Annotated in this window: 28 protein-coding genes; 15 read left to right on the top strand and 13 right to left on the bottom strand. The window is 57.8% G+C overall.

Going from position 1 to position 26,711, the window contains the following annotated elements:
* The 4 genes from ABJP42_RS19090 to ABJP42_RS19075 all read left to right on the top strand — a co-directional run.
* Positions 1-603: transporter substrate-binding domain-containing protein (locus tag ABJP42_RS19090; protein ID WP_348343264.1), on the top strand; the 603-nt coding region annotated here is incomplete at its 5' end.
* Positions 604-731: 128 nt separating this feature from the next.
* Entirely contained in the window at positions 732-1,379 is a 648-nt protein-coding gene (locus ABJP42_RS19085) for an amino acid ABC transporter permease (protein ID WP_348343260.1), read from the top strand.
* 18 nt (positions 1,380-1,397) lie between these two features.
* Positions 1,398-2,054: an amino acid ABC transporter permease gene (locus tag ABJP42_RS19080; RefSeq protein ID WP_348343258.1), complete on the top strand. Its 657-nt coding sequence runs from the start codon at positions 1,398-1,400 to the stop codon at positions 2,052-2,054.
* A gap of 17 nt (positions 2,055-2,071) precedes the next feature.
* A complete protein-coding gene (locus tag ABJP42_RS19075) occupies positions 2,072-2,845 on the top strand; it encodes an amino acid ABC transporter ATP-binding protein (RefSeq protein ID WP_348343256.1) in 774 nt (257 codons plus the stop codon).
* 5 nt (positions 2,846-2,850) lie between these two features.
* Here the strand turns inward: ABJP42_RS19075 and ABJP42_RS19070 are convergent, their stop codons facing one another.
* Positions 2,851-3,819, bottom strand: coding sequence for a LysR family transcriptional regulator (locus ABJP42_RS19070; RefSeq protein WP_348343254.1), 969 nt, complete (start codon positions 3,817-3,819; stop codon positions 2,851-2,853).
* 163 nt (positions 3,820-3,982) lie between these two features.
* On the opposite strand from ABJP42_RS19070, the gene ABJP42_RS19065 reads away from it, so the two are divergent.
* From ABJP42_RS19065 to alr, 5 genes are read left to right on the top strand one after another with little or no spacing between them, the layout of a single operon-like run.
* Positions 3,983-5,320 carry an aminotransferase family protein gene (locus ABJP42_RS19065; RefSeq protein WP_348343252.1) on the top strand — a complete coding sequence of 446 codons (1,338 nt, stop codon included), beginning with the start codon at positions 3,983-3,985 and terminating at the stop codon, positions 5,318-5,320.
* A gap of 3 nt (positions 5,321-5,323) precedes the next feature.
* Positions 5,324-6,250: a 3,5-dioxohexanoate:acetyl-CoA acetone transferase gene (kce, locus tag ABJP42_RS19060; protein ID WP_348343251.1), complete on the top strand. Its 927-nt coding sequence runs from the start codon at positions 5,324-5,326 to the stop codon at positions 6,248-6,250.
* A 26-nt stretch (positions 6,251-6,276) separates the two neighbouring features.
* Positions 6,277-7,302, top strand: coding sequence for a histone deacetylase family protein (locus ABJP42_RS19055; RefSeq protein ID WP_348343249.1), 1,026 nt, complete (start codon positions 6,277-6,279; stop codon positions 7,300-7,302).
* Between the two features lie 18 nt (positions 7,303-7,320).
* A complete protein-coding gene (locus tag ABJP42_RS19050) occupies positions 7,321-8,523 on the top strand; it encodes an amidohydrolase (RefSeq protein ID WP_490363240.1) in 1,203 nt (400 codons plus the stop codon).
* Positions 8,516-9,679 carry an alanine racemase gene (alr, locus tag ABJP42_RS19045; protein WP_348343248.1) on the top strand — a complete coding sequence of 388 codons (1,164 nt, stop codon included), beginning with the start codon at positions 8,516-8,518 and terminating at the stop codon, positions 9,677-9,679. The genes ABJP42_RS19050 and alr overlap by 8 nt, the downstream gene beginning before the upstream one ends.
* A gap of 51 nt (positions 9,680-9,730) precedes the next feature.
* Here the strand turns inward: alr and speE are convergent, their stop codons facing one another.
* The 3 genes from speE to ABJP42_RS19030 all read right to left on the bottom strand — a co-directional run bounded on the left by speE (position 9,731) and on the right by ABJP42_RS19030 (position 11,627).
* Positions 9,731-10,594 (bottom strand): polyamine aminopropyltransferase, encoded by an 864-nt coding sequence (speE, locus tag ABJP42_RS19040; protein WP_348343246.1) that lies wholly within the window; start codon positions 10,592-10,594, stop codon positions 9,731-9,733.
* Complete coding sequence (speD, locus tag ABJP42_RS19035; RefSeq protein ID WP_348343244.1) at positions 10,591-11,097, bottom strand: adenosylmethionine decarboxylase; 507 nt, start codon at positions 11,095-11,097, stop codon at positions 10,591-10,593. Before speD ends, speE begins: the two co-directional genes overlap by 4 nt.
* Before the next feature lie 296 nt (positions 11,098-11,393).
* Positions 11,394-11,627: a DUF1127 domain-containing protein gene (locus ABJP42_RS19030; protein WP_348343242.1), complete on the bottom strand. Its 234-nt coding sequence runs from the start codon at positions 11,625-11,627 to the stop codon at positions 11,394-11,396.
* A 94-nt stretch (positions 11,628-11,721) separates the two neighbouring features.
* Between ABJP42_RS19030 and ABJP42_RS19025 the strand changes: the two genes are divergently transcribed.
* The gene (locus tag ABJP42_RS19025) at positions 11,722-13,125 is read left to right on the top strand and encodes an aminotransferase-like domain-containing protein (RefSeq protein ID WP_348343240.1); all 1,404 of its coding nucleotides are present in this window, start codon (positions 11,722-11,724) and stop codon (positions 13,123-13,125) included.
* A 53-nt stretch (positions 13,126-13,178) separates the two neighbouring features.
* Here the strand turns inward: ABJP42_RS19025 and ABJP42_RS19020 are convergent, their stop codons facing one another.
* Positions 13,179-13,718: a hypothetical protein gene (locus ABJP42_RS19020; protein WP_348343238.1), complete on the bottom strand. Its 540-nt coding sequence runs from the start codon at positions 13,716-13,718 to the stop codon at positions 13,179-13,181.
* 288 nt (positions 13,719-14,006) lie between these two features.
* Here ABJP42_RS19020 and rplM point away from each other — a divergent pair, with 288 nt between their 5' ends.
* On the top strand, positions 14,007-14,465 hold the full coding sequence (rplM, locus tag ABJP42_RS19015) for a 50S ribosomal protein L13 (protein ID WP_122073589.1): 459 nt from the start codon (positions 14,007-14,009) through the stop codon (positions 14,463-14,465).
* 5 nt (positions 14,466-14,470) lie between these two features.
* On the top strand, positions 14,471-14,956 hold the full coding sequence (gene rpsI, locus ABJP42_RS19010; protein ID WP_122073590.1) for a 30S ribosomal protein S9: 486 nt from the start codon (positions 14,471-14,473) through the stop codon (positions 14,954-14,956).
* 129 nt (positions 14,957-15,085) lie between these two features.
* On the opposite strand, the gene ABJP42_RS19005 is transcribed toward rpsI, so the two are convergent.
* The 7 genes from ABJP42_RS19005 to guaA all read right to left on the bottom strand — a co-directional run bounded on the left by ABJP42_RS19005 (position 15,086) and on the right by guaA (position 22,492).
* The gene (locus tag ABJP42_RS19005; protein ID WP_348343236.1) at positions 15,086-15,700 is read right to left on the bottom strand and encodes a TetR/AcrR family transcriptional regulator; all 615 of its coding nucleotides are present in this window, start codon (positions 15,698-15,700) and stop codon (positions 15,086-15,088) included.
* A complete protein-coding gene (ppk2, locus tag ABJP42_RS19000; protein WP_348343234.1) occupies positions 15,693-16,562 on the bottom strand; it encodes a polyphosphate kinase 2 in 870 nt (289 codons plus the stop codon). Before ppk2 ends, ABJP42_RS19005 begins: the two co-directional genes overlap by 8 nt.
* Before the next feature lie 132 nt (positions 16,563-16,694).
* A complete protein-coding gene (metA, locus tag ABJP42_RS18995; RefSeq protein ID WP_348343232.1) occupies positions 16,695-17,612 on the bottom strand; it encodes a homoserine O-acetyltransferase MetA in 918 nt (305 codons plus the stop codon).
* 57 nt (positions 17,613-17,669) lie between these two features.
* A complete protein-coding gene (locus ABJP42_RS18990; protein ID WP_348343230.1) occupies positions 17,670-18,527 on the bottom strand; it encodes an ATPase in 858 nt (285 codons plus the stop codon).
* Between the two features lie 146 nt (positions 18,528-18,673).
* Positions 18,674-19,555, bottom strand: a complete 882-nt coding sequence (locus ABJP42_RS18985) for an aromatic hydrocarbon degradation protein (protein ID WP_348343228.1) — start codon at positions 19,553-19,555, stop codon at positions 18,674-18,676.
* A 345-nt stretch (positions 19,556-19,900) separates the two neighbouring features.
* Positions 19,901-20,782, bottom strand: a complete 882-nt coding sequence (locus ABJP42_RS18980; protein ID WP_348343226.1) for a DMT family transporter — start codon at positions 20,780-20,782, stop codon at positions 19,901-19,903.
* Positions 20,783-20,923: 141 nt separating this feature from the next.
* Complete coding sequence (gene guaA, locus ABJP42_RS18975; protein ID WP_348343224.1) at positions 20,924-22,492, bottom strand: glutamine-hydrolyzing GMP synthase; 1,569 nt, start codon at positions 22,490-22,492, stop codon at positions 20,924-20,926.
* A 286-nt stretch (positions 22,493-22,778) separates the two neighbouring features.
* On the opposite strand from guaA, the gene ABJP42_RS18970 reads away from it, so the two are divergent.
* Entirely contained in the window at positions 22,779-24,323 is a 1,545-nt protein-coding gene (locus ABJP42_RS18970) for a trimethylamine methyltransferase family protein (RefSeq protein WP_348343222.1), read from the top strand.
* 36 nt (positions 24,324-24,359) lie between these two features.
* Here ABJP42_RS18970 and ABJP42_RS18965 read toward each other — a convergent pair whose 3' ends face one another.
* On the bottom strand, positions 24,360-24,758 hold the full coding sequence (locus ABJP42_RS18965) for a DUF6477 family protein (RefSeq protein ID WP_348343220.1): 399 nt from the start codon (positions 24,756-24,758) through the stop codon (positions 24,360-24,362).
* A 238-nt stretch (positions 24,759-24,996) separates the two neighbouring features.
* On the opposite strand from ABJP42_RS18965, the gene ABJP42_RS18960 reads away from it, so the two are divergent.
* Positions 24,997-26,067 (top strand): DUF6456 domain-containing protein, encoded by a 1,071-nt coding sequence (locus ABJP42_RS18960; protein ID WP_348343218.1) that lies wholly within the window; start codon positions 24,997-24,999, stop codon positions 26,065-26,067.
* A 105-nt stretch (positions 26,068-26,172) separates the two neighbouring features.
* On the top strand, positions 26,173-26,711 hold a 539-nt coding region (locus ABJP42_RS18955; protein ID WP_348343216.1), incomplete at its 3' end, for a LysR family transcriptional regulator.

Genomic DNA, 26,711 nt, shown 5'->3' with positions numbered 1-26,711 from the left:
GAGGTTGTGGGCTTTGACCCGGCCGTTGGTGCTGAGATTGCCAAGCGCATGGGCGTTGAAGTGGAAATCGTCACCACTGCCTGGGATGGCATCATCGGCGGTCTGCTGGCCAATAAATACGACGCCATTGTTGGCTCCATGTCGATCACCGAAGAGCGTGAGCAAGTGGTTGATTTTGTTGGCCCCTATTACACAACCAAACGGGCCATCTTTGCCAAGCCGGGCGGCATCACTTCGGCAGCGGCGCTGGGAGAGGCCAAAGTCGGCCTGACCTTGGGCGAAACCCACGAGGCCTGGGCCCGTGAAATGGGCTATGACGTGCGCACCTATAAAGGCCTGCCAGAGCTGCTGTTGGAGCTGGAACATGGTCGTGTCGATGTGATCGTCAACGATTCGATTGCCGCCATTCTGGCAATGAAGGAAACCGGCCAAGATTATGTGATGATCACCGATTTTGAGACCGAAGAATTTGGCGCCGGCATCGCCATCCGCAAAGGCAACCCAGAGCTGGCTGCAGCCATGCAGGGCGCGCTGGACGCAATGATGGAAGATGGCACCTATCTCGAGATTGCCAACAAATGGGTTGGTGGCGATATTCGCTAAACCATCGAAAATGCGGCCCCGTTTTAGACCTGAGTAGGTGTATTGAACGGGGCCGTTAGAAGCGCTGGATCCCTGCGCCATGACGCTGGGTATCACAGAAAAAGCGTGGTTTGAGGAGACAGACGACAGTGGACTATGCCTTGATGCAACGGGTCTTTCCCTTCTTTCTGGAGGCGGCCTGGATAACCATTCTGCTGTCGGTGCTGACTGCGCTCTTGGGGCTGACCTGCGCCATGCTTGGTACTGCGGCCCGGCTCTCTCGATTTCCAGTATTGCGATTTCTTGGCGCGGCCTATGTCAGTGTGTTTCGCGGCACTCCGGCGTTGATCCAGCTGTTTATCCTATATTTTGGCGGCCCGCAGATTGGCATTCAGCTCGATGCTTTTGAGGCAGGGGTCATTGGCCTGGGGGTCAATGTTGGCGCCTATATGACCGAGACCATGCGCGGCGCCATTATCGCAGTGGACAAGGGGCAGGGCGAGGCGGCCCGCACCCTGGGCATGAGTCTGGCGCAGGCAATGCGCAATGTCATCCTGCCCCAGGCCATGCGCCTGATGATCCGCCCGCTGGGGGTGAACTTCAATACTCTGATCAAAAGCACTGCGCTGGTAGCGGCCATTTCGGTGGTGGAGCTTACCTATACGGCGCAGCGCTACATCGGGTCTACTTACAAGCCCTTCGAGATGTTCCTGATCGCAGGCCTTTTGTACATGATCATCATCTATGTTGTCGGGCTGGCAGTGAACTGGGCCGACCGCAAAGCCCGCCTGAACTGATCGGGGAAAGGACAGACCATGGGACTCGATTTTAGCGTCATTCCTAAATACCTCGACATCGTGCTCTTGGGCGCGCTCTGGACCATCGCCATCACTGTTGGGGCTGCCATCGTCAGCTTCTTTGGTGGAATCTTTCTGGCGGTCACCGCGCTTTATGCGCCGCCTGTCGTGCGCTGGCCCTTTCGCGCCTTTTCCTTCTTGTTTCTGGGCACGCCGCTGCTGTTGCAGCTGTTTCTGATCTATTTTGGCCTGGTGCAGATCGGTATTGATGTGCCTGCCTTTGTCGCCGGGGTCATCGGGCTGGGGCTGCATTTTGCTGTCTATAACTCGGAACTGTTCCAGACCAGCATCCTGGCCGTGGACAAGGGTCAGATTGAAGCCGCCCGCACCCTGGGCCTGTCGCGAATGCAGGCGCTGCGCAAAGTTGTGGTGCCACAGGCCGTGCGCGATGTGATCCCGCCAATTGGCAACAATATGATTGCCCTGCTGAAGGATTCAGCCCTGGTTTCCGTGATCGGCGTGTCAGAGCTGACCTTGTCTGCCCAGAGGGCCATTGGCAGCACCTACCGACCTTTTGAATTCTACGTCCTGGTGGCGGCGATCTACTATATCATCAACCTCGCCATGGAGGCTGTATTGCGCCGCGTCGAACGCCGCATTCAGGCTTCAAAATGAGCGGGCAGGAGAGAGACATGAGCGACCAGACCCCCTTTATCGATATCCGCCACGCCAAGAAGAGCTTTGGCAACCTGGAGGTGCTGAAGGACATCAACCTGCAGGTGGAGCGCGGCCAGATCGTAGCCATCATCGGCCCCTCTGGGTCGGGCAAAAGCACTTTGTTGAGGGCGATCAATGATCTCGATCCGCTCTCAGGTGGTGAGATTTGGCTGGAAGACAAACAGATCAACAAGAGCCTGCCGCACCGCCATTATGAGAAACATATCAATGAGGTGCGCCAGGAAATTGGCATGGTGTTCCAGCACTTCAACCTGTTCCCACACCTGAAGGTACGCGAAAACGTGACCCTGGCGCCGAAGATGCTCAAAGGTCTCTCCGATGCCCAGGCCAATGCGCTGGCCGAAGAGCAGCTGGACAAGGTGGGCATGCTGGAGCGGATCGATTACTATCCGTCGCAGCTTTCAGGCGGGCAAAAACAGCGGGTGGCAATTGCCCGTGCGCTGGCGATGAAGCCCAAGGTGATGCTCTTTGACGAAGCCACTTCGGCGCTGGATCCGGAGCTGGTGGAAGAAGTGAACCTGGTGATGAAAAAGCTCGCCGAGGAACATATGACCATGATCATTGTGACCCACGAGATGGGCTTTGCCGAAAGCGTCTGCGACCGGGTGTTGTTTATGGATCAGGGCGTTGTGGTCGAGGAAGGCCCGCCAGAGGTGATCTTTCGCAACCCACAGAATGAACGCACGCAGAATTTCCTGCGCAAACATCTGGCAGGCCAGCAGGCCTAGCGAGGCTAGCGATAGCTGCGGTCTTCTATTGGGGTGGCGTCAATGGCGGCCAACAGGCGGTCGATCAGGATCTGCTCGGCGCGGTTCTTGGTCGCCCGCTCGCTCCAGACCAGATAGACATCGATGGGCGGCAGATCCTCATAGGGGGGCACCTGCCAAAGCTGGCCGTCCCGCAGATCCCGCTCTGCCACGTGGATCGGCAGCGGGCCAACGCCAAGGCCAGAGACGATCATCCGGCGCACTTCTTCCAGATGGCTGGAGACCCCGGTAATCTTTTGCCCTAGCGCCGCCTGCGCCCGCATCACCGTAATGGGTTTCAGCACATCCTGCAGCCGGTCGGTTTCAAAGCTGACCGAGGAATGCCCTTCGAGGTCGGCAATGGTCAGGTCATCGCGGCCAAACAACGGATGCGGCGGGCCACAGAACAGACCAAAGTATTCGCGAAACACCCGTCTGTATTCCAGGTTGGGATTGTGATCTCCGACCAGGCAGATGGCAAAGGAGGCGCGTTTGGCAGCCACCTCGGCAATGGCTTTGGAGCTGGAAAGCACTTCGATTTTGAGTGTGGCCAGCGGGTGATCCCGGTGAAACCCGGTGAGGGCCTGATCAATCAGCGGCGAGACCACATGGCTGGCCATGGCAATGCGCACATGACCCCGTACGTCATCGGTCATTTCCCGCATCAAGGTCGAGAGGCGCAGGACTGAACCATTGATCTCGACCGCCTCTCGGTAGAGCAATCGACCGGCCTCGGTCAGCGCGTAGTGCCCCGGAGAGCGGTTGATCAACTTGCGGCCAACCCGGTCCTCGAGCCGCTTTAAAGCCGTAGAAACAGAGGGTTGTTTTAGCCGCAACTGGCTGGCGGCATCGGTGACGGAATGGCTTTCGGCCAGAACCACAAAGGTGCGCAGCAGGTTCCAGTCCAGCTCTCGGGCGATCCGTTCGGGTGCGTAGTGGGGGTCATCTTCCTGCATAGAGGCTCGCTATATCAAGAATTCCAATTATCTATTTGATCTATAGTAACGGCTCTCCCATGGTTCCTTCAAGACCGTAATCCGGGCGTCGGCCTGTTGCAGGTGGATTTCTGCAGCGCAGAGCCTTGCTGGGGGAGCGGTGGGGAAACTTGGAAAGCAAAGCATGAGCAATCTATTCTATCAGGCCGGTGGGCGCCGACCAGTTCTGGATCAGGCCCGTGGCGTCTACATGTGGGACAAGGACGGAAAACGCTACCTGGATGGCTCTTCCGGGGCGATGGTCTGCAATATCGGCCACTCCAACCAAGAGGTGCTCACTGCGATGCGCCGCCAGATGGAGAAATCCACCTTTGGCTACCGGCTGCATTTTGAAACCGAAGCCTCCGAGCAGTTGGCACAAAAACTGGCTGACAAGATGCCAGGAAATCTCAATCGGGTGTTTTTTGTCTCTGGCGGGTCTGAGGCGGTGGAAAGTGCTATCAAACTGGCGCGGCAATACGCTTTGGCCTCCGGCGCGGGGAACCGCTGGAAAGTGATCTCACGCAGTCCCAGCTATCATGGCTGCACGCTTGGGGCCCTGGCTGTGACAGGCTATGCGCCCTTGACCAGGCCCTTTGCGCCAATGATGCAAGAGATGCCCAAAATCCCCGCTCCTCATGCGTATTTGGATGGGCTGGATGCCAATGATCCGGCCACTGGCCACCACTATGCCGATATGCTCGAGGCCAAGATCCAAGCCGAGGGGCCCGACAGCGTGCTTGCCTTCATTGTTGAGCCAATAGGAGGGGCTTCAACTGGGGCGCTGGTGCCACCGCAGGGCTATATGGAGCGCGTCCGTGAGATCTGTACCCGCCATGGTATCCTGCTGATCATGGACGAAGTGATGACCGGGGCCGGGCGTACGGGTAAATTTCTCGGCTCGGATCACTGGCAGGCGCAGCCGGATATTGTGGTCATGTCCAAAGGTCTGGGGGCTGGTTATATGCCCTTAGGGGCTGTGATCGCCGATGAGCGCCTGGTTGAGCCGATCCTGGCGCAAGGCGGATTTGCCCATGGCTTTACTTATGCCGGCAATCCCCTGGCCTGTGCCGCCGGGTTGGCGGTGGTGAATGCCATCGAAATGAAGGGGCTTTGTGCCAATGCCGCCGCGATGGGCGAGAGCCTTTTGGCGCGCCTGAACGACCTGATGCAAAAACATGAACTAATTGGTGATGTGCGCGGAAAGGGCCTGCTGACGGCCTTTGAATTCATGGCGGACCGCGACAGCAAAGAACCGCTGCCCGCTGCACTGAATGTCCATCAGAGGTTTGTTGATCTGGCCTATGAACGCGGGCTGATCGTCTATTCGCGCCGCACCCGGAACGGCACCAAGGGTGACCATATTCTGGTTTGCCCGCCGTTGACCGTGAATTCAGATCATATTGACGAAATCATCGAAGGCCTGGACGCCAGTCTGCAACAGTTCAGCCAAGACATTCATTCTGCCCTCAAAACAGGCTGACCCATGAGCAAAATTTTGATCACCTGCGCCGTGACCGGCTCCATCCATACCCCGTCGATGTCGCCGCATCTGCCTGTCACACCGGATGAAATCTTTGACCAGGCCCAGCAGGCTGCTGAGGCTGGGGCCTCGATCCTGCATCTGCACGCTCGCAATCCACAAACCGGCCAGCCTTCGGCGCGCGAAGAAGATTTCATGGCTTTTCTGCCGCAGCTTAAACAGTCCTGCGATGCGGTGCTGAACCTCTCGACCGGCGGCAGTGCGGTGATGACCCTGGACGAAAGGCTTGCCGCGCCAAAACGGGTGGAGCCGGAGATGTGCAGCCTTAATATGGGCAGTATGAACTTTGCGCTTTACCCTGCCGCAGCGCGGATTTCCGAATGGAAACACCCCTGGGAACAGCCGTTTTTGGAAGGTTCTGATGATCTGGTGTTCAAAAACACCCCGCGTGACATCGCCCGAATTCTGACGGAACTTGGGGGGGAACGCGGCGCCCGATTTGAGTTTGAGTGCTATGACATCAGTCATCTCTATATGCTCAAACATTTTGTCGACCGGGGGCTGGTGCAAAAACCGCTGTTTATCCAGTTTGTCTTTGGCGTCTTGGGCGGCATGGGTACGGATCCGGAAAACCTCATGCATATGAAGGTGATTGCCGACAAGCTCTTTGGTGCGGACTATATGTTTTCGGTGCTGGCCGCCGGGCGGCAACAGATGCCGTTGATCACCATGGCGGCGGCCATGGGAGGTCATGTCCGGGTGGGGCTGGAGGACAGCCTGATGATCTCGCGCGGGGTTCTGGCGCGCGACAATGCTGAACAGGTGCGCAAGATCCGCCGCATCGTCGAAGAACTGGGCCGTGAGGTGGCCAGCCCCTCTGAGGCCCGCGCGATGCTGGGCCTCAAAGGTGGCGATCGCACCGCGATTTGAATGAAAGAAAAAGGCAGGACAGGCAGATGAAAGCGATATTTGACGCGCGGCAATGGCACCATGACCCCAAGCATTTTATGGCCAATGGCCGCCAGCAACCCAACCCAGAGCAACCCAAACGCATCGAGGTGCTAAAGGCAGGTGCCGAGGCGGCAGGCTGCCAATTTGAAGAGCCTAAGGATGCAGGGCTGGGGCCAATTGCGGCGGTTCACACGGCTGAGTACCTGACCTTTCTCAAAAACATCTACCGCCGCTGGCAGTATATTGATGGCGCCGGAGAAGAGGTGATCCCCAATATCCACCCGGCCAATCGCAGAGATGGTTATCCAAAATCCGCCACAGGCCAGTCGGGCTACCACCAGGCAGATACCGCATGTCCCATTGCCAAAGGCACCTGGGAGGCCGCCTATTGGTCGGCGCAATCCGCCATTTCCGGCGCGGATCTTCTGATTGATGGGGGCCAATCTGGCTATGTGCTGGCACGACCTCCGGGCCATCATGCCTTTGCGGATATGGCGGGCGGATTTTGCTTCCTAAACAATTCCGGCATCGCGGCGCAGCGCCTGCGCGCGGCGGGGCTGCGCCCGGCGATTGTGGATGTGGATGTGCACCATGGCAATGGCACTCAGGGCATGTTTTATGGCCGCGACGATGTGCTGACGGTGTCGCTGCATGCGGATCCGGATCGATTTTACCCCTTCTTCTGGGGTCACACCCAAGAGCGCGGCGAGGGGCGCGGCATGGGCTACAACCTCAACCTGCCTCTGGCGCGGGGCACCGATGATGCGGGCTTCCTCAAAGCGCTGAACACTGGCCTGGAGCGGGTGACACTGTTTGGCGCCGATGTTGTGGTGGTGGCGCTGGGGTTGGATGCCTCGGTGGATGACCCGTTTCAGGGGTTGGCGGTCACCCAAGATGGATTCTCGCGGATTGGCGCCGCCTTTGCAGCGCTCGGGATTCCGGTGCTTTTTGTGCAGGAAGGCGGTTATCTCAGCGACAGCCTTGGTGTCAATTTGACCCGATGCCTTTCCGGCTATCAGGCCGCCCTTTGACGCCTCGGTGATTTGACCATGCCCCAGAAAGTATCCGACATGACATCTGCCCTGAACACTACCCAGCATGAATACCTTCGGACCCTGCGCCGGGAGTTGCACCAAACCCCTGAGGTGTCAGGCGAAGAGGCGCAGACCGCAGCGCGTATGGCTGATGAGCTGGAGCGCACCGGGGCAGATCGGATCTGGCGTGGGCTTGGCGGCCATGGTGTGGCGGCTGAGTTTTTGGGTCATGAGCCCGGTCCAACAGTGATGATCCGCTGCGAATTGGATGCCCTGCCGATCCAGGAAGTATCAGATGCACCCTACCGGTCGCAAGTTGCGGGCAAGGGGCATCTCTGTGGCCATGATGGCCATATGGTGATGGTGCTGGGCGTCGCGCTGGCGCTACGTAAACGCCCCACAAAGGGCCGCGTAATCCTACTGTTTCAACCGGCCGAGGAGACTGGCGTCGGAGCCGCAGCGGTGATTGCAGACCCGCGTTGGGGTGAGATCCGGCCTGATTTTGCCTTTGCCTATCATAATGTTCCTGGGCGCCCCTTGGGGGAAATTGGCCTTTGTAGTGGGGTGAGCAACTGCGCCTCCCGGGGGATGAAGATCAGCCTGTTGGGAAAAACTTCCCATGCGGCAGCGCCCGAGGATGGTGTCTCGCCCGCCCTGACCATGGCAGAGCTGATGCAGCTTTTACCTGCTCTGGGGCCCGGTGGCGCGATGGGAGAGGGTTTTGCGCTGGCGACCCTCACCCATGCCAATCTGGGAGAGGCAAGTTTTGGCATCGCGCCGGGGGCGGGGGAGATCCGCATGACCCTGCGCAGCCAGACCGACACAAGAATGGATCAGTTGGTCAGCGAAGCAGAGGCACAGCTGGCTCTGAGCCTGGAGAAGATGCGCAGCCAAAACGGAGAGATCAATGCCCGTGTCAGCTGGCACGATATTTTCCTGGCCACGGTGAATGACCCCATTGCCCTCAAAACCGTTCATGCCGCAGCCACTCAGCTCGGCCTCTCGCGGTATTCCATGGCAGCGCCCATGCGCTGGTCCGAGGATTTTGGCCGCTTTGGTCTGGATGGTGCCAAATCCGCCATGGTGTTTATCGGCTCCGGCAAAGATCAACCGCAGTTGCACAATCCGAATTTTGACTTTCCGGATGCCTTGACCCCGATTGGGGTGACACTGCTGTGCCACATCCTGCAGCATTTGCTGGGCCGGACACATGGCTAAGAGTTTGCCAACCCCTGCGCGCCAAGACTCCTCGCCAGTGGCAGAGGGGGCCTGGTGCGAGATCTCACAAGAGCATCTTGCTCAGAACCTGGAAAGCACCCTGTCGCATTTGCCCAGACAAACCCGGCTATGTGCCGTGGTCAAGGCAGACGCATATGGGCATGGTATTGAAAACATTGCCTCCCTTTTGATTGCACAGGGGGTTGGCCATATTGGGATTGCCTCCAATTCTGAAGCCCGCGCTTTGCGTGGTGCGGGGTATCAGGGGGCTATCCTCCGTCTGCGTACCGCGACCCCTGCAGAGGTAGCGGCGGTTCGGCCTGAGGATGTCGAAGAGATGATTGGTACCGAAGAGGGGCTGCAGGCGCTGATCGCGCATTTGGGCCATGGGGCGCTGCCGCGGCTCCATATCTCGCTCAATGCCGGGGGCATGTCGCGGGACGGACTGGAGTTGTCTACCGCGGCTGGACGGCAGTCCTGCGTGGAAATTCTGAACATGGCGGCTGGAAAGATCGCTGGGCTCTGCACCCATTTTCCATCAAACCTTCCAGGCGATCTGAGCGATAGTATTCAGAGGTTTCAGCAGGACCTGGCCTGGATCTTTGCCAATAGTGCGTTGCGGCGCGCGGATGTCCTGACCCATGCCGGCAGCACGCTCACCCTGATGGCGGGAGCAAACCCCGGGGTCGACATGATGCGCTGTGGCGCGATCCTGTTTGGTATCGCCGGACCTGAACCAGATTTTCGCCCGGCCTTAACCCTGAAATCCCAGGTGATTAGCGTTGGCTGCTACCCCAAGGGCAGCACCATTGGCTATGATCGCACCAGTGTGTTGCGTCGGGACAGGGTGCTGGCCAATGTTGCCCTGGGCTATGCCAATGGTTTTAGTCGCCAGCTGTCTGGCCGAGCAGAAGTCCTGATCCGGGGACAGGCCTGTCCGGTGCTGGGGCAGGTCTCGATGAATTCCGCAGTTGTGGATGTGACCCGGCTGCCCCATGTAAAGATCGGCGATGAGGTGGTGGCCTTTGGTCGCCAGGAAGGCTGCGAGGTCACCTCGGCCATGATCGAGCGGCTGACCGGGACCATCATGGCAGATCTGTTCACCGATTGGGGGCGGCGTAATCCGCGTATGGTGAAAGACCGATGTGCCCCCTAGCCAGCAAAAAGGGGCCCTAGGGCCCCTAATGTTGCTTCATTTTTCCGTCGGCTACGGGAACAGCTTTTTCACATAGCCGGGCAGGGCAAAGGCGGCCTTGTGAACCTCGGGTGTGTAATACTCCGCTGTCAGGCCTGCCGCTGCAAATCGGGCTTCCAGCACGGGTTGAGAGACCTCGCGTGCCGCCTTGCTGTGGCTGCCCCAGCCAAAGGCCATTGGTCCGCCTGCATAGGTCGGGATGGTCGCCAGATAGCAGCTGCAGTCTGTGAACAGCGCCTGAAACGCCCGCAATGTGCCTGTGAGCTCATCACCCTGCATGAAGGGCACGCCGTTTTGGGTGACGATGATGCCATCCTCACTCAGCGCGCGTGCCGCATGACCGTAAAAACTGTTGCTAAAAAGCACTTCACCGGGGCCGATGGGATCAGTGGAATCGACGATGATCACGTCGAACTTGTCCTCAGTATCTCGCATGAAGGCGGCGCCATCGGCGATCACCAGATTGAGGCGCGGATCGTCAAAGGCACCCTGGCTCAACATGGGGAGGTATTCTTTGGAGAAATCCACCACGCCAGCGTCGATTTCCACCATGGTGACCTGCTCGACCGCGGCATGCCGCAGCGCTTCGCGGGCCATGCCGCCGTCGCCACCGCCAATGATCAGCACGCGTTTTGCATGGCCATGGGCCAGAATAGGCACATGGGTCAGCATCTCGTGATAGATGAAATTGTCGCCCTCGGTGGTTTGCACCACGTCGTCCAGTGTCAGAATGCGGCCAAAGGTACCGTTCTGCAGCACTTTCAGGCGCTGGTGGTCGGTCTTGCTATCATAAAGAACGGCGTCAGCACGCAGGGACTGCGCGTAGTGATCATGCAACCGCTCGGTGACCCAGGTCTCGCTCTTGGTATCGCTCATGCTGCACTCTCCTTTGAGACCAGTTCCTCACCGCGCAACAATTCGCGCACGGTGACATCGGCGGTTTCAAAACAGTCTTTCAGCACATCCACGGCCTTCCAGGGATCGGCATCGCCACACATAAAGACATCAAAGGCGCCATAGCCAATTTCTGGCCAGGTGTGCACGGTGATATGGCTCTCGGCGAGCACGGCCACGCCAGAAACCCCCTGTGGGGAGAATTTATGGGTGTGAATATGCAAAAGAGTGGCACCGCAGACTTTGACCGATTTGCGAAACGCATCCTGAATGCGGGCTTCGCAATCCAGGCCCGTGCCCTTCATCACCTCGATGATGAGATGGGTGCCGGCAAAGATCTTGCCATCGCGACGGACAAAGTGATCCTCACGTTCTGTAGCTGTAAGTGCATCAAGTTGCGCGGGGGTAGCCCCGCGGGTGGTGTCTTCCTCTTGGGCGCCAGTCTCCAGACCGATCCCCAGTTGGAAGAGGTTGGCGTCTTTCATGACACTCCCCTTCGTTCCAGTAGATTGAAATCCAGCCGGTCCTTAGCGCCCCCCCGAATACGGATTCGGGGTTGGGATCGGTACCGAAAGTGAGGCGCATCTAGGCAGGGCAACAGATTCGATCAAGCGAAAACGTTAAGCAGGGGTTAAAAGGGTTAACAACGAGGCGCTGAAATCTGGAGTTTCAAATATAGGTTCCAGTGGAAGCCTAGGCCGCTTCGGCCTTGTAAACAAGGCAGATACAAAAAAGGCCGGGGACAAGCCCCGGCCATAAGTTTGTTCCATTGCCCAGGGGATCAAGGGCGCCAGAACGGAAGAGTTCCTTGATAATGAGCATCTTGGCGGGAGACCCCAATGTCTTTTAGCTGCTCTGCGCTAAGATGGCGCAGGTGCTTGCGGCTGCGCTGACGGTTGGACCATTTGGTGACCAGGACTGCAAAAGCGACCGCGGCCTGCGCCAGCACGGGCAGGGTGGCGCGGCTGTTCAGGTAAGAGGTATGGCTGGGGCTGTGGGTTGCAGTGATTGTCATGATCTTGGTCCTTTATTGTGTTGATACAATCCCGATTGTCTGTTACAGGATTTTGATACAATAACTAAACGCGACTGTCTAAGGATGGATTGTAATGGGTACAATTTGGGCGCCGGATCTTGAGGGTAGGTCAGGACCAAAATATCAGCGGGTGGCTGATACCATCCGTGGTGCGGTCTGTGATGGTGTTTTGCAAAGCGGAACCAAGCTGCCGCCAGTGCGCGAATTGGCCTATCAGCTCAAGATCACGCCGGGCACTGTGGCGCGGGCCTATACTTTGCTGACAGACGAGGGCCTGCTGCAAGCCGAGGTTGGGCGTGGCACCTTTGTGGCGGAAAAGCAAAGCCGGGTGATGGATGATGTCTGGTCCCGCCAGCTACATCTGCAAGAGGCCAAAGACCCTCATCACGTTAGTCTTTTCAGCCCACGTATGGTGGATGTTGGGCAGGTCGCGGCGCTGCGGGATGCCATGGCGCAGGTAGCGCAAAGCGATCCACTGTTGTTCTTAAACTATCCAACCCGCGACGCCTATCTGCCAGTGCGCGAAGCGGTGGTGCATTGGCTCAAAGGTCAGGCGCTTGGGCCGCTGGGAGAGGCGGATGTGGTGCTGACCCACGGGGGGCAAAACGGAATTCTGACCGTCTTGCAAACCCTGCTGCGGGATCCCCAGCCGGTGATCCTGGTAGAGGATCTCTCCTACGCCGGTTTCCGCCGCGCTGCAGAGCTGCTGCGGGCCAAAGTGGTCGGCGTGGCGATGGACGAACATGGGATTGTACCAGCCTCACTGGAGCTGGCCATTCGCAAAACCGGCGCTCAGGTGCTTTGTACCAGTCCGGAAGTGCACAATCCCACCGGGCTGTTTACCCCCTTGAAACGGCGGCAGGAAATTGTCGAAGTTGCGCGTCGCCACGGGGTGCAGATCCTCGAGGATGATTGCTACCGTATGGGGGAGGCGCGGGCGCCAAGCTACCGGGCGCTGGCTCCGGATATGACCTGGCATGTGTTTTCGATCTCCAAGAACCTGACGCCTGCGTTGCGGGTTGGTTTTGCCCTCGCAGCCAAGGGCCGTTCACAGGACCTGCGCCGGGCGGCTGAGTACAGCTTTTTTGGTATGGCGCAGCCACTGGCGGAAATAACCCGTATCCTGCTATCGGATCCCCGCACCAAGATCCTGGCCTCGGAAGTGCGCAAGGAAATGGCGAAATACGTCCGCGTTGCAGTGAATGCCCTCGGTGGTTTTGAGCTGGTCTGGAACGACGAGGTGCCTTTTGTTTGGCTGAAGCTGCCAGCGGGCTGGCGTTCTGCTGCCTTTACCCGCGCAGCAGAGGCCGATGGGGTTCAGATCCGTTCGGCAGATGAATTTGCCCTGCGCGACGGGCGCGCGCCCAATGCAGTGCGCATCTGCGTCAATGGCCATGTGAGCCTGAAGCGGTTCGAGGAAGCCATGCTGCGGCTGCGCGCGCTTTTGGACAATCCGCCCGAACAGATCAGCGTTTAATTGGGGGAGAACCTGCGCCCTTTTAAAGGGACGGGCGCAGGCAAGGGGAGTCTTTAGTCCTCCAGGTTGACCCAGACAATAATGTCGTCGGCACTGTAGGACCAATTGTCCTTGCTGGCTGCGATCCCTGCCGTTACTGCAGCGGCCACTAGCCCAGCAACAGAGGCTCCGCCTACAATGACCCCATCAAGCGATGGATTGTGGGTGAAATGTGTCGAAAGCTCTGGTGTTTTACAGCTCATCCGCAGTTTTGAAGGCTTGCCATGGAACTTGGGCAGGCGGACGACTGCTGGAGTTTGGAATTGTGCCGAGAACTCAGCGGTGTCGATCACACAGGTAGCACCAGAAATTTCGATGCGTTCAACGCCGATTGGTTTCAAATGCGGGTCTTCTAGATACTGCTGCTTTTCCTCTTCCGTCAGTTCTTTAGGAACAAAGGTCCGCACAACCGGTTCTGTGTAGCCAACAACCCGGTTGGCTGCGGTTTCTGTCTTCAGGGATACCGTGACTGGGGGCTGTTTAATTGGGGCCCCTTCCATGCAGGCAGACAAAAGCAGAAGGATGGGCAAGGTTTTTAGGGTAGTATGTTTCAAGGTGGTGCCTTTTAAGTTGTTTTTTGCTTCCTACTTGATTTCAAAAGTCGAACAAGGGCATGAGTTTGGGTGCTTGTGTGTTGATACGCAAGTGCAACAAGCTGTGGTGGTTTTTTACGAGGTTCAGGGTGGGGTAATATTATACCTATTTTGTAACATCCTGAAAAATAAAGGTTTAAATCTGATTGTGCGCATTGACGTAGCGGGTGGATGGGCTTACACCCTCTCCATCAAATCGGGCGCTTGACCTTTTTCTTGCGTCGTCACGACAAACAGGATTGACCTGCCATGAAAACCTTCTCTGCTACACCGGCAGATATCGACAAGAAATGGATCATCATCGACGCCGAAGGCGTGGTGCTGGGCCGTCTCGCTTCGATTATCGCCATGCGCCTGCGCGGTAAGCACAAAGCAACCTTCACACCGCATATGGACATGGGTGACAATGTCATCGTGATCAATGCTGAAAAAATCCAGATGACCGGCAAGAAGCGCGATGAGCACTTCTACTGGCACACCGGTCACCCCGGTGGCATCAAGTCCCGCACCAAGCAGGAAATCCTGGAAGGCAAGCACCCCGAGCGTGTTGTCTATCAGGCCGTCAAGCGCATGCTGCCAGGCAACCGCCTGTCGCGTCAGCAGATGACCAACCTGCGCATCTATGCTGGCACCGAGCACGGGCATGAAGCCCAGGCGCCTGAAGTTCTGGACGTGAAGTCCATGAACAAGAAAAACACGCGGAGCTGATATCGATGTCTGATCAGATCAACACTCTCGAAGAGCTGAGCGCCGTTGCTGGCGTCGAAGTGATCGCCGAAGAAACCATTTCCCGTGAACCCGTTCGTGACGAACTGGGCCGCTCCTACGCCACAGGTAAGCGTAAAGATGCGGTTGCCCGCGTCTGGATCAAGCCTGGCTCCGGCAAGGTTGTGGTGAACGGCAAGGAAATGAAAGATTACTTTGCCCGTCCGGTTCTGCAGATGATCCTGCGCCAGCCGTTCACGGTTGCCGGTGTCGAAGACCAGTTTGACGTCTATGCGACAGTCAAAGGTGGCGGTCTTTCCGGTCAGGCCGGTGCGGTTAAGCACGGTGTGTCCAAAGCGCTGCAGCTTTATGATCCGGCCCTGCGCGGTGCTCTGAAAGCCGCTGGCTTCCTGACACGCGACAGCCGTGTTGTTGAACGTAAGAAGTTTGGCCGCCGCAAAGCGCGTCGTTCCTTCCAGTTCTCCAAGCGCTAAAGAACAAAGGTCCTTTTGGATCAGAGGGCTCGCCATTGGCGGGCCCTTTTTGCGTTTTGCACGCCTTGGCCTGAGGTTTCTGTGCAAGAAATCTAAATGGGAAGGCAGGGTGGTGGCTGCTTGTAGGGGTCAGTCCCGGTCGATCAGGCCAAGGCCCCGCAGGTAGATGCCAATGCCGGTTTCCAAGAGATCTTCGGGTGGAAAGGGCGAAGTAGCACCGGGGGTGTTGCGGGCATAGAGCTCCACCACCCCGTGGCTCATCGCCAGAATATGGGCCGAAAACATCGAGGCAGGCGGGCGTTTTTCTTCCGGGATCTGTTGGCTCAGATCGTCAGCGGCGCGTTCCAGAATACTGCGGGCGCGGAAGGCGGCATTGGCCAGTTCCGGCGTGCGGTTGCTGGAGATCCCGCTCTCGAACATGGCGATGTAATGGCCGGGATGTTTGCGGGCAAAGGCCAGATAGGCCCGGCCTGTGGCTTCAAAGGCGGCCAGCGGTGAGGGCTGGTATTTGTCATAGGCATGCTGCATCAGATCGGCAAACATCAAAAAACCCTGACGTGCGGCTTCGGCGATCAGATCTTCGCGGCCCTCGAAATGGCGATAGACCGCCGCCGGTGTTACACCAGCCTGTTTCGCCGCTTCCGACAGGGTAAAGCCGGTGGGGCCCTTGAGCTCGATCAGGCGCAGGGCCGCCTCGACCAGGGCCTGGCGCAGATTGCCGTGATGATAGCCGCGCTTAGGCATCCCAGTTTTCCGGCCCCGTGCAGATCAGGTCATTCAACGGCCCGATGGCTTTCTTGTCTTTGTTTTTGTAATCAATGCCATGCAGGACAGTGCGAATGGCAGCCAGCCGCGCGCGACGTTTGTCGTCTGAGCGGATCACCTGCCAGGGCGCATGCGGGCTATGGCTCTTGCTCAACGTCTCCCCTATGGCGCTGGAATAGGCGTCCCATTTCTCCAACCCTTTCACGTCAATCGGGCTCAGCTTCCACTGTTTGAGCGGGTCGCTTTCCCGGGCCAAAAAGCGGCGCAGCTGTTCCGGGCGGCTGACGTTGAGCCAGAATTTGAACAGGATGATGCCATCATCCACCAGCGCCTCTTCGAACCCGCCAACCTGGCGAAAGAAACGGTCGCGCTGATCTGGGGTGCAAAAGCCAAAGACATGTTCCACCACGCCGCGGTTGTACCAGCTGCGGTCAAAAAAGGTGATTTCTCCGCCCGAGGGCAGGTGGTCGATATAGCGCTGGAAATACCACTGGCTTTGTTCGGGCTCGCTGGGTTTGGAAAGCGCCACGACACGGGCACCTCGGGGATTCAAGTTCTCGCGAAACCGTTTGATAGTGCCGCCCTTGCCAGCCGCATCCCGGCCTTCAAAAACGATGGCAATGCGGGCGCCAGACTGTTTGACCCAGGCCTGCAGCTTGACCAATTCGACCTGTAGCGCCTTGATTTCCTTCTCATACTGCTTGCGTCCCATACGCTCGGCATAGGGGAAATCCTTGGCGAGGATGTCATCCTTGTCACTGCCTTTGATCCGCTTGGCGACGGCCTTGGGAGCCTTGTCTTTGAAGTAGCGGCTGATGGCGCCGTCAAATGGCAGTTTCATGGGAAAACTCCTCTCTCGTCAGTCCCTTATAGGGCAAAAGGGCGAAAGATGTGAATCGCTTTTACCTCGCCCTCCAAGATGCACGTCAGGCAGCGGCCAGAGCCGAACTGACAGCGCGTCGTCATAGGGGGTCTACTTCCCGATATCTGCCATATCAAAAGGCGTCGACTGGTAGATCTCGTTGATCCAATTGCCATAAAGCAGATGCGCATGGCTGCGCCAACGGTTCTGCGGCGCCTGGCTTGGGTCATCCCCGGGGTAGTAGTTCTGCGGCACATTGATCTCGGTGCCACTGGCGACATCGCGATCATATTCCTGTTTCAGGGTGTCGCTGTCATATTCAAAGTGGTTGAAGATATAGAGCGCCCGGTGATCTGGGTCTTGCACCAGGCAGGGGCCAGCCTCGTCACTGCCCAGCAGGGTGGTCAGGCCGGGGCGGAGGTCGATCTCATCCTGGCGGATTTCTGTCCAGCGCGAGACTGGAATGACGCAATCATCCGAAAAGCCACGCAGGAAAGGCGAGGCCTCGGCCAGGTTTTTGTGCCGGAAGCAGCCAAAGGCCTTGTGGTCCAGTAGGTGCTTTTTCACGCCGTTGAAATAGTTGATCATCGCCATGCCGCCCCAACAAACGCCAAAGGTCGATTGAACATTAGTTTGGGTCCAGTCAAAGACCTCGCAGAGCTCGTCCCAATAGGTGACCTCTTCAAAGGGCATATGTTCGATGGGGGCACCGGTGATCAGCAGCCCGTCAAATTTCTGGTCTTTAACCTCCTGAAACGAATGGTAGAACTCTTCCATATGTTCTGCGGCGGTGTTTCTGGTCTGATGCTCGGTCATGCGGATCAACGAGAGTTCGATCTGCAGCGGTGTGGCGCCAATCAGACGGGCAAACTGGTTTTCCGTCTGGATCTTCTTGGGCATCAGGTTCAGCAAGCCAATGCGCAGGGGGCGGATATCCTGACGCGCCGCTTGATCCGGCGACATGACCATGACGCCTTCGTTCGTTAGAACGTCATAGGCGGGCAGGTCAGAAGGGATCTTGATAGGCATGTCAGGTCCTCGATAGGGAATAAGAGTTAAGAAGGCACAGAAATAAGGGTGTTTCGCTCAGGCCTCAAGTGTCTGGGCGATCAACTCATTGAAATCACCCTCGCTTTTGACCGCAGAGATCTGATCGGCGGTCACGGTGACGCCCCAGTTCCGCGCCATGGCCTCATAGCGCGGCTGGCGGTGGGCCAGGGCCTGAGCATAGGTCCAGCGTATAAAGGCATCAGGGTCAACACCCCCCCCTGATAGGCCCATTTGGTTGAGATAGTCTTCCCAAACGGCAGCCAGGAACTCCGGCTGATAGGACATTGGCTTTGGCGCGCGGTCAAAGCGGCGGATCAGTTCCTCGGTATGGGCCTCATCGCCCTTGATCCAGACCATAAGGCACTGCTGGGACAGCGCTTTTAGGATTGGATCCTTTGGGTCATTGGCATCTACCCATTCGCAGATCGACCCGCCGGTGTCGCAGATGAAATTGGGATAGCCATAAAGCCGGGTGGAGCGGTCGGCAAAATACTGGGTGTCCAGCAGCGCATGGACTTCGGCCATGCGGAACTGATCCTGACGGAGGCGATATTCTTCGATGTCCAGTCCGCCCTTGGCAGCATCCCCCGGCTTGCCCAGATAGGAGGAGACCGGTGTCAGGTTTTCAAAGGTGATATTGGAGCCGATATAGATGGAATCCGACAGCAAAAGGTCACGCAGGAACGGGTTTTTCATCGCCTCGGCCTTGGCGTTATCGGCGATATATTCGCCCATGTAGCGGGTGCCGATGCGGTAATCGATGGAGTAGTGAAACCAGCTGCCAGCGCCGCGCAGGATATTGCTGACATAGGTTTTTCCCAGGCCAGACATGCCAAAGAACAACACGCGCTTTTGCGGCGCATCGCGCCACTCCTGTGCAGAAGAATAGAGCATAGGCATTCCAGACTGTTTTGGTTTCAAGCCTTGCTAGTCCTCTGGGCTACGCGGGTCAATTGGATCAGGCGAAATTGGCAGGCAAGAACCATGCCTTCAAGGCTCCGGAAAGCGCTTGCCTGCCTGATGTTTGTGCTCTGGCGGGGTTAAAAACTATACCCTAGCTTGATGCCAAAGCTCACCGCGTCGTTGTCGTTGAAGCTAGAGAGTGCCACACCGGAGCCGCCGATCTCGGAAAAGGAATCCCCCAGCCGGGTGTAACGGACACCGCCTGAGATCTTGAACTTATCCTGAGTGTATTGCAGGCCCAGGGCGATGCTTTCAAAGCCATTGACCGGGGCAAGCGGAGAGACCAGATCATCGCTGCCGCCATCTTCATATTCAAAGGTCACAGAGCCGGACCAGTTGGCGTTGAAACGCCGCGCCAGCCCCAGCCTGAAGGTGGTGGAATCTTCCAGGTCGATCAGCTCTGCATTCAGGTCCGATGGGCGCAGGCTGGTGACGCTGTGATCAGCCCAGCGAATGCCTGCACTCAAGAGGGTATTGGCAGCAATGCCGGTCTGGAAATCCAGGTTCACCGATTGCGGTGTCTTGGTTGTTGTGTTGGAGACCACGCCCGGAGCCGAATTTTCGCGGGTTCTAAAATCATGTTCGATTTCAGAGTTATAGGTCAGGGCAACCCGCAGCGCGATATCCGGGATCTCATAGGCGCCGCCAATGACCCAGCCAAAGGCGCTGTCGCGATCTAAGCTCACCCGGTAGCCGCTTGCGGCGCCATAGGCTGCCCCCGCGAGGGTGAGATTGCCTTCGATCTGTTGCCAACGCAAGCCGCCGTGCAGGCTGAAACGGTCGTTGAACTTGTAGCGCAGCAGCCCGGTTATAGCGTCCGATTCCGCAAAGGCCTGGGTGCCGCCCAGCAGCACAGACCCCGGCGTGGTGGGGCTGCCTGCCGCCGGGGCATAACTGATATCCGCGCCCCAAGGCTGGTCATAGATCAGGGCAAGGGACAGCCGATCATTGAGGTCCATCTTTAGGCCCGCGGCCACCTGATTAAAGCCAAGGCAACACCGCCGCTTGGGGTCTGCGCCGGGTTCAGCGATCCAACATCGCGGCCGCTGACACTGGGGTCAGCCCGGCCAATGGAAAATTCCAGGTAATTTCCCTTTTCGAAAAGTAAATCGGTTGACTGTCCGGTGCGGTTAATCCCGCCGGCCTGAGCTGTCGTAGCCGCAGTGACTGTTGCCACCATAGTCAGTGTGCGAAAATAGGATCTGTTCATCACTTCCTCCACGTAATTGTGCATTCTTGCGACATGTTGGGAGGATGTCGGGCCTTTCAACCTTAACCTACGGGGAAGTTTGTGCGGTTTGCGCTCACTTTTCGGCGAGACTTTGTGAGTGGCTTTCCCTCAGGTTGAAGTAGTTTGCCAGACAAATAACTGTCGCACCTACAAAAACCCAGAGATCTAGGTCCTCACGGTATATAAGCATTCCCAAAACTGCGATCACGGGAAGGCGCGCAAAATCAAACGGTACAACTACGGTTGCAGGCGCGATGGCCAGGGCATTGGTAAAGCAAAAATGCGCCGCCAGCCCGGCCAGACCTATGAGCAACACCCAGGGCAGGATGGCGAGGCTCGGCAGGGCAATATCGCCATCCCAACCTGCCATGACCAGCCCCATGACCAACTGCATTGAGGTCAGCCAGAACAGGATAGAGGCAATGCCTTCATGCCGCGTCAGACGTTTGGTGAAGATCACGGTGAGCGCAAAGAAAATGGCACAGCTGGCGGCAGTAACCACGCCGACATTCAAGGTCTCCGGGGAGGGGCGGGCGACGATCAGGATACCGATAAAGCCCATCACCGCCGAGAGCACGCGAATGCGGGTCAGATGTTCGCCCAGCAAAAGCGGCGACAGCACCACCACCCAGAGCGGCGAGGTGAACTCCAGCGCAAAGACCTTCGCTAGCGGGATCAAGGTCACAGCATAGAACCACAGGTTTTGCCCTGTGAAATGGGCCATATTGCGCAGTAGGTGGCTGCCCAGCCGATCTGTTTTGACCTCACCCCAAAGGCCTTTGAAATTGATCACAAGCACCACAATCGTCAGCCCCACAAGGCTGCGATAGCTCATGATCTCAAAGGTATCCAGGCTCTGCCCGGCCTCGCGTCCGGCAATGGCCATGGCGGAAAACGAGGCAATCGCGCCGGTCATCCACAGGCCGGCTTGCAGGATTTTGGTCTCAGCCGTCATCAGGTTTTCCTTTGGGGCAGGGGGATCTGGCCACTGGAACCCTTTCACAACCAAAAGGTCAATGGGCGGCAGAGTTCCGTGACGGCAAAAGAAAACCCCGGCACTGGGCCGGGGTTTAGATCTTACGTCATTGGGTGAGGGTTATTCCCACTCAATTGTGCCCGGAGGCTTGGAGGTGATGTCATAGGTGCATCGGTTGATACCCTTCACCTCGTTGATGATCCGGGTGGCGGTCTCGCCGAGGAACTCGTGAGTGAAGGGGTAGTAATCTGCAGTCATCCCATCCACCGAGGTTACCGCGCGCAGGGCGCAGGCAAAATCATAGGTCCGGCCATCGCCCATTACGCCGACAGTGCGGACGGGCAGAATGGCAACAAAGGCCTGCCAGATTTCATCGTAAAGACCGTGCTTGCGGATCTGGTCGATATAGACCGCATCGGCCTCACGCAGGATCTCCAGCTTTTCGCGGGTGATCTCACCGGGGCAGCGGATTGCCAGGCCGGGACCGGGGAAGGGGTGGCGGCCAATAAAGCTGGCAGGCAGGCCAAGCTCACGGCCAAGGGCACGGACTTCGTCCTTAAACAGCTCGCGCAGCGGTTCAACCAGTTTCAGACCCATCTTCTCGGGCAGGCCACCAACATTGTGGTGGCTTTTGATGGTCACTGAAGGTCCGCCAGAAAAGCTCACCGATTCAATCACATCCGGGTAGAGCGTGCCCTGTGCTAGGAACTCGGCCCCGTCGATGGTATTGGCATGTTTCTGGAACACATCAATGAACAGCTTGCCGATGATCTTGCGCTTGGTCTCAGGGTCAGACTGGCCTTCCAGTTCGCCCAGGAACAGGTCCTGCTCATCCGCGTGGATGAACTGCATATTGTAGTTGTCACGGAACATGGTGACGACCTCGTCGGCCTCACCCTTACGCAGCAGGCCATGGTCAACAAAAACACAAGTCAGCTGATCGCCAATGGCTTCGTGTAGCAACACAGCCGTGACCGAGCTGTCAACGCCGCCGGACAACCCACAGATCACCTGTTTGTCGCCAACCTGTTCGCGAATGGCTTCGATGGCCTGCTCGCGGTACAGACCCATGGTCCAGTCGCCGCTAAACCCGGCCAGACGCACAAAGTTCTCGTAGAGTTTGGCGCCATTGGGGGTGTGGTGCACTTCGGGGTGGAACTGCACCGCGTAGAAATTGCGGCTGACATCTGCGGTGATGGCATAGGGCGCATTTGGCGAGGTGCCGTAGACCTCAAAACCCGGTGCAATCTTGCTGACGTGATCGCCGTGCGACATCCAGACCTGTTCGCGGTCTTCATCGTCCTGGAACCAGCCCTCCAGCAGCGGCAGCGAAGCCACGGTGGGCTTTACATAGGCGCGGCCAAATTCGGCGGTGCCATGGCCGCTGTCGACCTGACCGCCCAGCTGATGCATCATCACCTGCTGACCATAGCAGATGCCGAGGATCGGCACACCGTAGTCAAATATCTCTTGTGGTACGCGGGGGCTGCCCTCGCGGGTCACGCTGTCTGGGCCACCGGAGAAGATCACGGCCTTAGGCGCCAACTGGCGCACAAATTCCATTGTGACGTTCTGGTAGGGGTGAATTTCGCAATAGACATTCAGCTCACGCAGGCGGCGCGCAATAAGCTGCGTAACCTGGCTGCCAAAGTCTATGATTAGAAGGCGGTCATGGGATGTCTGGCTCATGTTTGGCTCATAGGCCCTGTGCTGCGCTCTGGCAAGGGCACAGATGGCTTTGGTGCGCACCGGGGATGGATTTATTCCCTTTGAGAGGGCGGATGCCTGCCGATGGGGCTCCGGCGGTTGGCAATCGCTGCAAAGCGCTGAGCAAAGGGGCCGCTCTGGTACGATCTGGCGACCAAAATTGCACCATGGATGTCGCTTTCCAACCTGACAGGCCGTTATCCTTCGGCGGCGCTTGTGAGGGGCGGGCTAAATATCCTGCAACGCAATTCCTTCAAGAGGGCAGACCATGGCTGAAGAAGCACCACGTCGTCGGAGCCGAGGTGGCGGCGGCGCCGCCCGCCGCGCGGAACGTACGAGCATTAAGATCGAGACCGCAAAGTACATCCAGCGCAATATCCCCAACTTCGAGGTTCTGTCCGAAGAGGCGCTTGAGATCATCGAGACCAACGCCGACATCATCCTCGAAGAGGTTGGCGTCAACTTTGTTGACAACCCGGCGGCGCTGCAGCGTTGGCGTGATGCTGGTGCTGATGTGCAGGGCGAACGGGTTCGCATCCCGCGTGGCCTGGCGCGGGAGCTGTGCAAAACCGCTCCGGCTGAATTCACTCAGCACGCCCGCAATCCGGAAAAATCCGTTGTTATCGGCGGCAAAAACATGGTGCTGGCACCTGTCTACGGCCCGCCGTTTGTGCGCGATGCCAAGGGCGGGCGTCGCTATGCCACCATGGAAGACTTCAATAAATTTGTAAAACTCGCCTATATGTCCAAATGGTTGCACCATTCTGGCGGGACCGTTTGCGAGCCCACCGATGTGCCGGTGAACAAGCGTCACCTGGATATGCTGCTGGCCCATATGACCCTGTCGGACAAACCCTTCATGGGCTCCGTGACCGAGCCCAGCCGGGCACAGGATTCGGTGGAGATGTGCGAGATCCTGTTTGGCAAAGAGTTCGTTCAGAACAATACCGTCATGACCTCGCTGACCAATATCAACTCGCCAATGACCTTTGATGACGTGATGATGGGCTCCCTGGAAGTCTATGCGGCCAACAATCAGGCCTGCATCATCTCGCCCTTTATCGTTGGCGGTGCCATGGCGCCGGTTTCGATTGCTGGTACTCTGACGCAGGTTCTGGCCGAGGTCATGGCCGGGGTTGCCTATAGCCAGCTGGTCCGCCCCGGTGCGCCGGCAATCTTTGGCGCCATGGTGACTTCCATCGACATGAACTCCGGCGCGCCGACCTTTGGCACACCTGAGGCCTCCCATATCACCTATGGGGCCGGCCAGTTGGCCCGCCGGATGAACCTGCCGTTCCGCTCCTCCGGCTCCTTCTGCGGCTCCAAACTGCCAGATGCGCAGGCGGCCTATGAAACCGCCAATTCGCTTAACATGGGGCTTTTGTCCGGGGTGAACTTTATGCTGCACTCCTGCGGCTGGCTCGAAGGGGGGCTGGTGGCGGATTTTGAGAAATTTGTCATGGACGCCGACCAGTTGGGCGTTTTGCACGGGTTGGCCAAGGGTGTCGATATGGATGCCGAGGCTCAGGCGATGGATGCCATCCGCGAAGTCGGGCCCGGCGGCCACTATCTTGGCTGCGCCCATACCCAGGCGAACTTCAAAACCGCTTTCTGGAAGTCGGACCTGCTGGATTACAAACCCTTTGAGACCTGGGAAGAGGAAGGCGCCCGCGACACCTATTCTCTGGCCAGCAACCGCGTCGATTACCTATTGTCGAACTATCAGGCACCAGCGCTGGATCCGGCGATCAAAGAGGCGCTGGAAAGCTATGTTGCCGAGAAAAAGGCCGCAGCTCCTGACAGTTTCATGTAGAATTAATGGTGCGCTAAACGGAACATCGGCTCCCGTTTAAGGCGAGATATGAAAGGCGGCCCCTGGTTCAGGTGTCGCCTTTTTTGCGCCGGTTTTCTGGCGTTGTTCTTGTGCTTCAACAGTCTCACTGTTCGTCTCAGTTGATTTGTCCACCTCAGGCCGGCCCAAATAGTCAGCCTCGCCCATCAGGGCGGTCAAAACGTCAACATGGCGGGGGATGGTATATCCGGCGTCTCCACTGAGCCGTTGGCGATTGATTTCTTCTTCCAACTCCATCAGCCGAATGATTGCCACGGCTGGGCGTGGCGGGCTGCCATAGCTCAAAATGCGTTGCAGATCCCGGTCCCGGCTGTAGCCGTTTGCACCGATGCGAGCGGTCCGAACCAGCAGCCTTGGCCGGTGGAGCGATCTCAGGCGGCTCAATACATCCTGCATTGAATTACTCCTTATGAGAAGCGTGTGAGGATGTCTTTAGCACAACCAATGCGCGTGTTGCCGAATGGGGTGGTTCGGCGAACGGTCTATTGTCGGTTGATTGATCAAAATATGGAAACAATGATGGATAACTCAAAGTTCTGTTGAAAATCAGGCGAGTAACCACTCCGAATCTGTGGGTAACTATGGGGGCGGGTTGTGAACTGTTTGCCTGACTGACGACCGGAGACCAGTAAACATGCGTAAACAGTCGGCATTGTCACTGCCCGAATGGGTACCTGCAGAGGTACAGCGGTATCTGGAACATACCGAATCTGGCTGTTCGATTCGGCAATTGGCACGTGATCTGAATTGCCACCCTTCCACGGTCCTGCGACAGGTGCGCCGCGTCGAAAACCGCCGTGATGACCCTTTGATTGACCGTGTTCTGAGTGAGCTTGCCACAGAGTTTTTCCATCAAGCATCAAAAGGAAAAGATTGGCTTTCAGAGGCCAAAGAAGAGGTGGAGGCGCGGTCGCTGGAGGTGCTTGCCCGCCTGTGCCAGACCGGGTCGGTTCTGGCAGTTGCAGAGGGAATGGAAAAGGCTGTTGTAGTTCGCGAGGGCAGGGCAGAGACCAGCAAACTGGTGGTGGAGCAGGGGGGGGCTGGCATTCTGGCGCTGCTGGGCTGGATCAGCTGTACCCGGCCTGGACGTCTGCGCCGTTATCACATCACGCCTTCGGGCCGGGCGACTTACAGCCGCCTGATGGCAAGCCGTGAAAACCTGGCACGGGCAGAATTGGAGCAGGGATTTGGTGAGCCGGCCAGCCCCTTCAGGCCTGCGCTGCTTCCCCGCCAAAAAGAGCGCAGGATGCGCTATGGCCTGGGAGAGACGCCGCTGGATATGCTGGGGCGACTGCTGGACAAAAGCGGCGAGCCGTTTTTGCCCAAGGAGTTGGTCGAGGCTGGGAAGCGTCTGCGCGAAGATTTTGAACTGGCACAGGTCGGGGAACATCTGGCGCAGAATGAAGCCTATTTTTCGGGGGCTGACAGCTGTGGCCGCCCGATGCCTGCACCTGAAAACCCCGCGTCCAGTGCCGCCAAAAAACGGGCGGCAGAGGCGCTGACAACCCTTGGCTCTGGTCTGAGCGACATTGCTCTGCGCTGCTGTTGCCATCTCGAAGGGCTCGAGACTGCCGAACGCCAGCTGGGCTGGTCGGCGCGTTCAGGAAAGATCGTGCTGCGGATCGCCCTGTCTCAGCTTAAGTCCTTTTACGAACAGATGGACAAAAAGGGCGAGGAAGGACGCAAAAGCCAGATGATTGGTTAGGCGCTTGCCGGGTTTTGGCTCTGTCTCACCTGGCAGTGCCTCGCGCAAATGGCCAGCGGAATAAGAACCTATTGTAGCCCTCTAGAGTTTTGATAATCTGCAGCTATGAGATTTACCCTTCGACAGCTTGAATACTTCAAGGCCCTGAGCACGCACCGGAATTTTGGCCGCGCGGCGCAGGCCTGCCATATCTCCCAGCCAGCTCTTTCTGTTCAAATCAAAGCCTTAGAGGATTTGATGGGCGGTACCCTGGTTGAGCGGCGCAGCCGGGATGTGATCCTGACACCGCTTGGCCGCTCGGTGCTGAGCCGAGGAGAGCAGATTCTGCAGGCTGCGGGTCAGTTGGACCGTCTGGCACGGGACCAAAGCAGTGGTCAACGCAGCCTGTCTTTGGGGGTGATCCCAACCATTGCGCCCTATCTTCTGCCGGGATTGCTGGCGGATCTGCGAGCGCATGATTTGCAGCTGAGTATTCAGGTGCGTGAAGCGCGAACCGAACGGCTTCTCGAAGCTTTGCAGGAAGGAACGCTGGATGTGGCCATCATGGCTCTGCCCAGCGGCGCGCCGGGTCTGGTGGAGGAGGAGCTGTTTGAAGATCGGTTCTTGCTGGCTGGCTCCGCTAAGCGTTTGGCCCAGGTCAATGC

The sequence above is a fragment of the Pseudophaeobacter sp. genome, from assembly GCF_039971195.1.
Lineage (GTDB): Bacteria > Pseudomonadota > Alphaproteobacteria > Rhodobacterales > Rhodobacteraceae > Pseudophaeobacter.
This window is presented reverse-complemented; position numbering and strand designations above follow the sequence as displayed.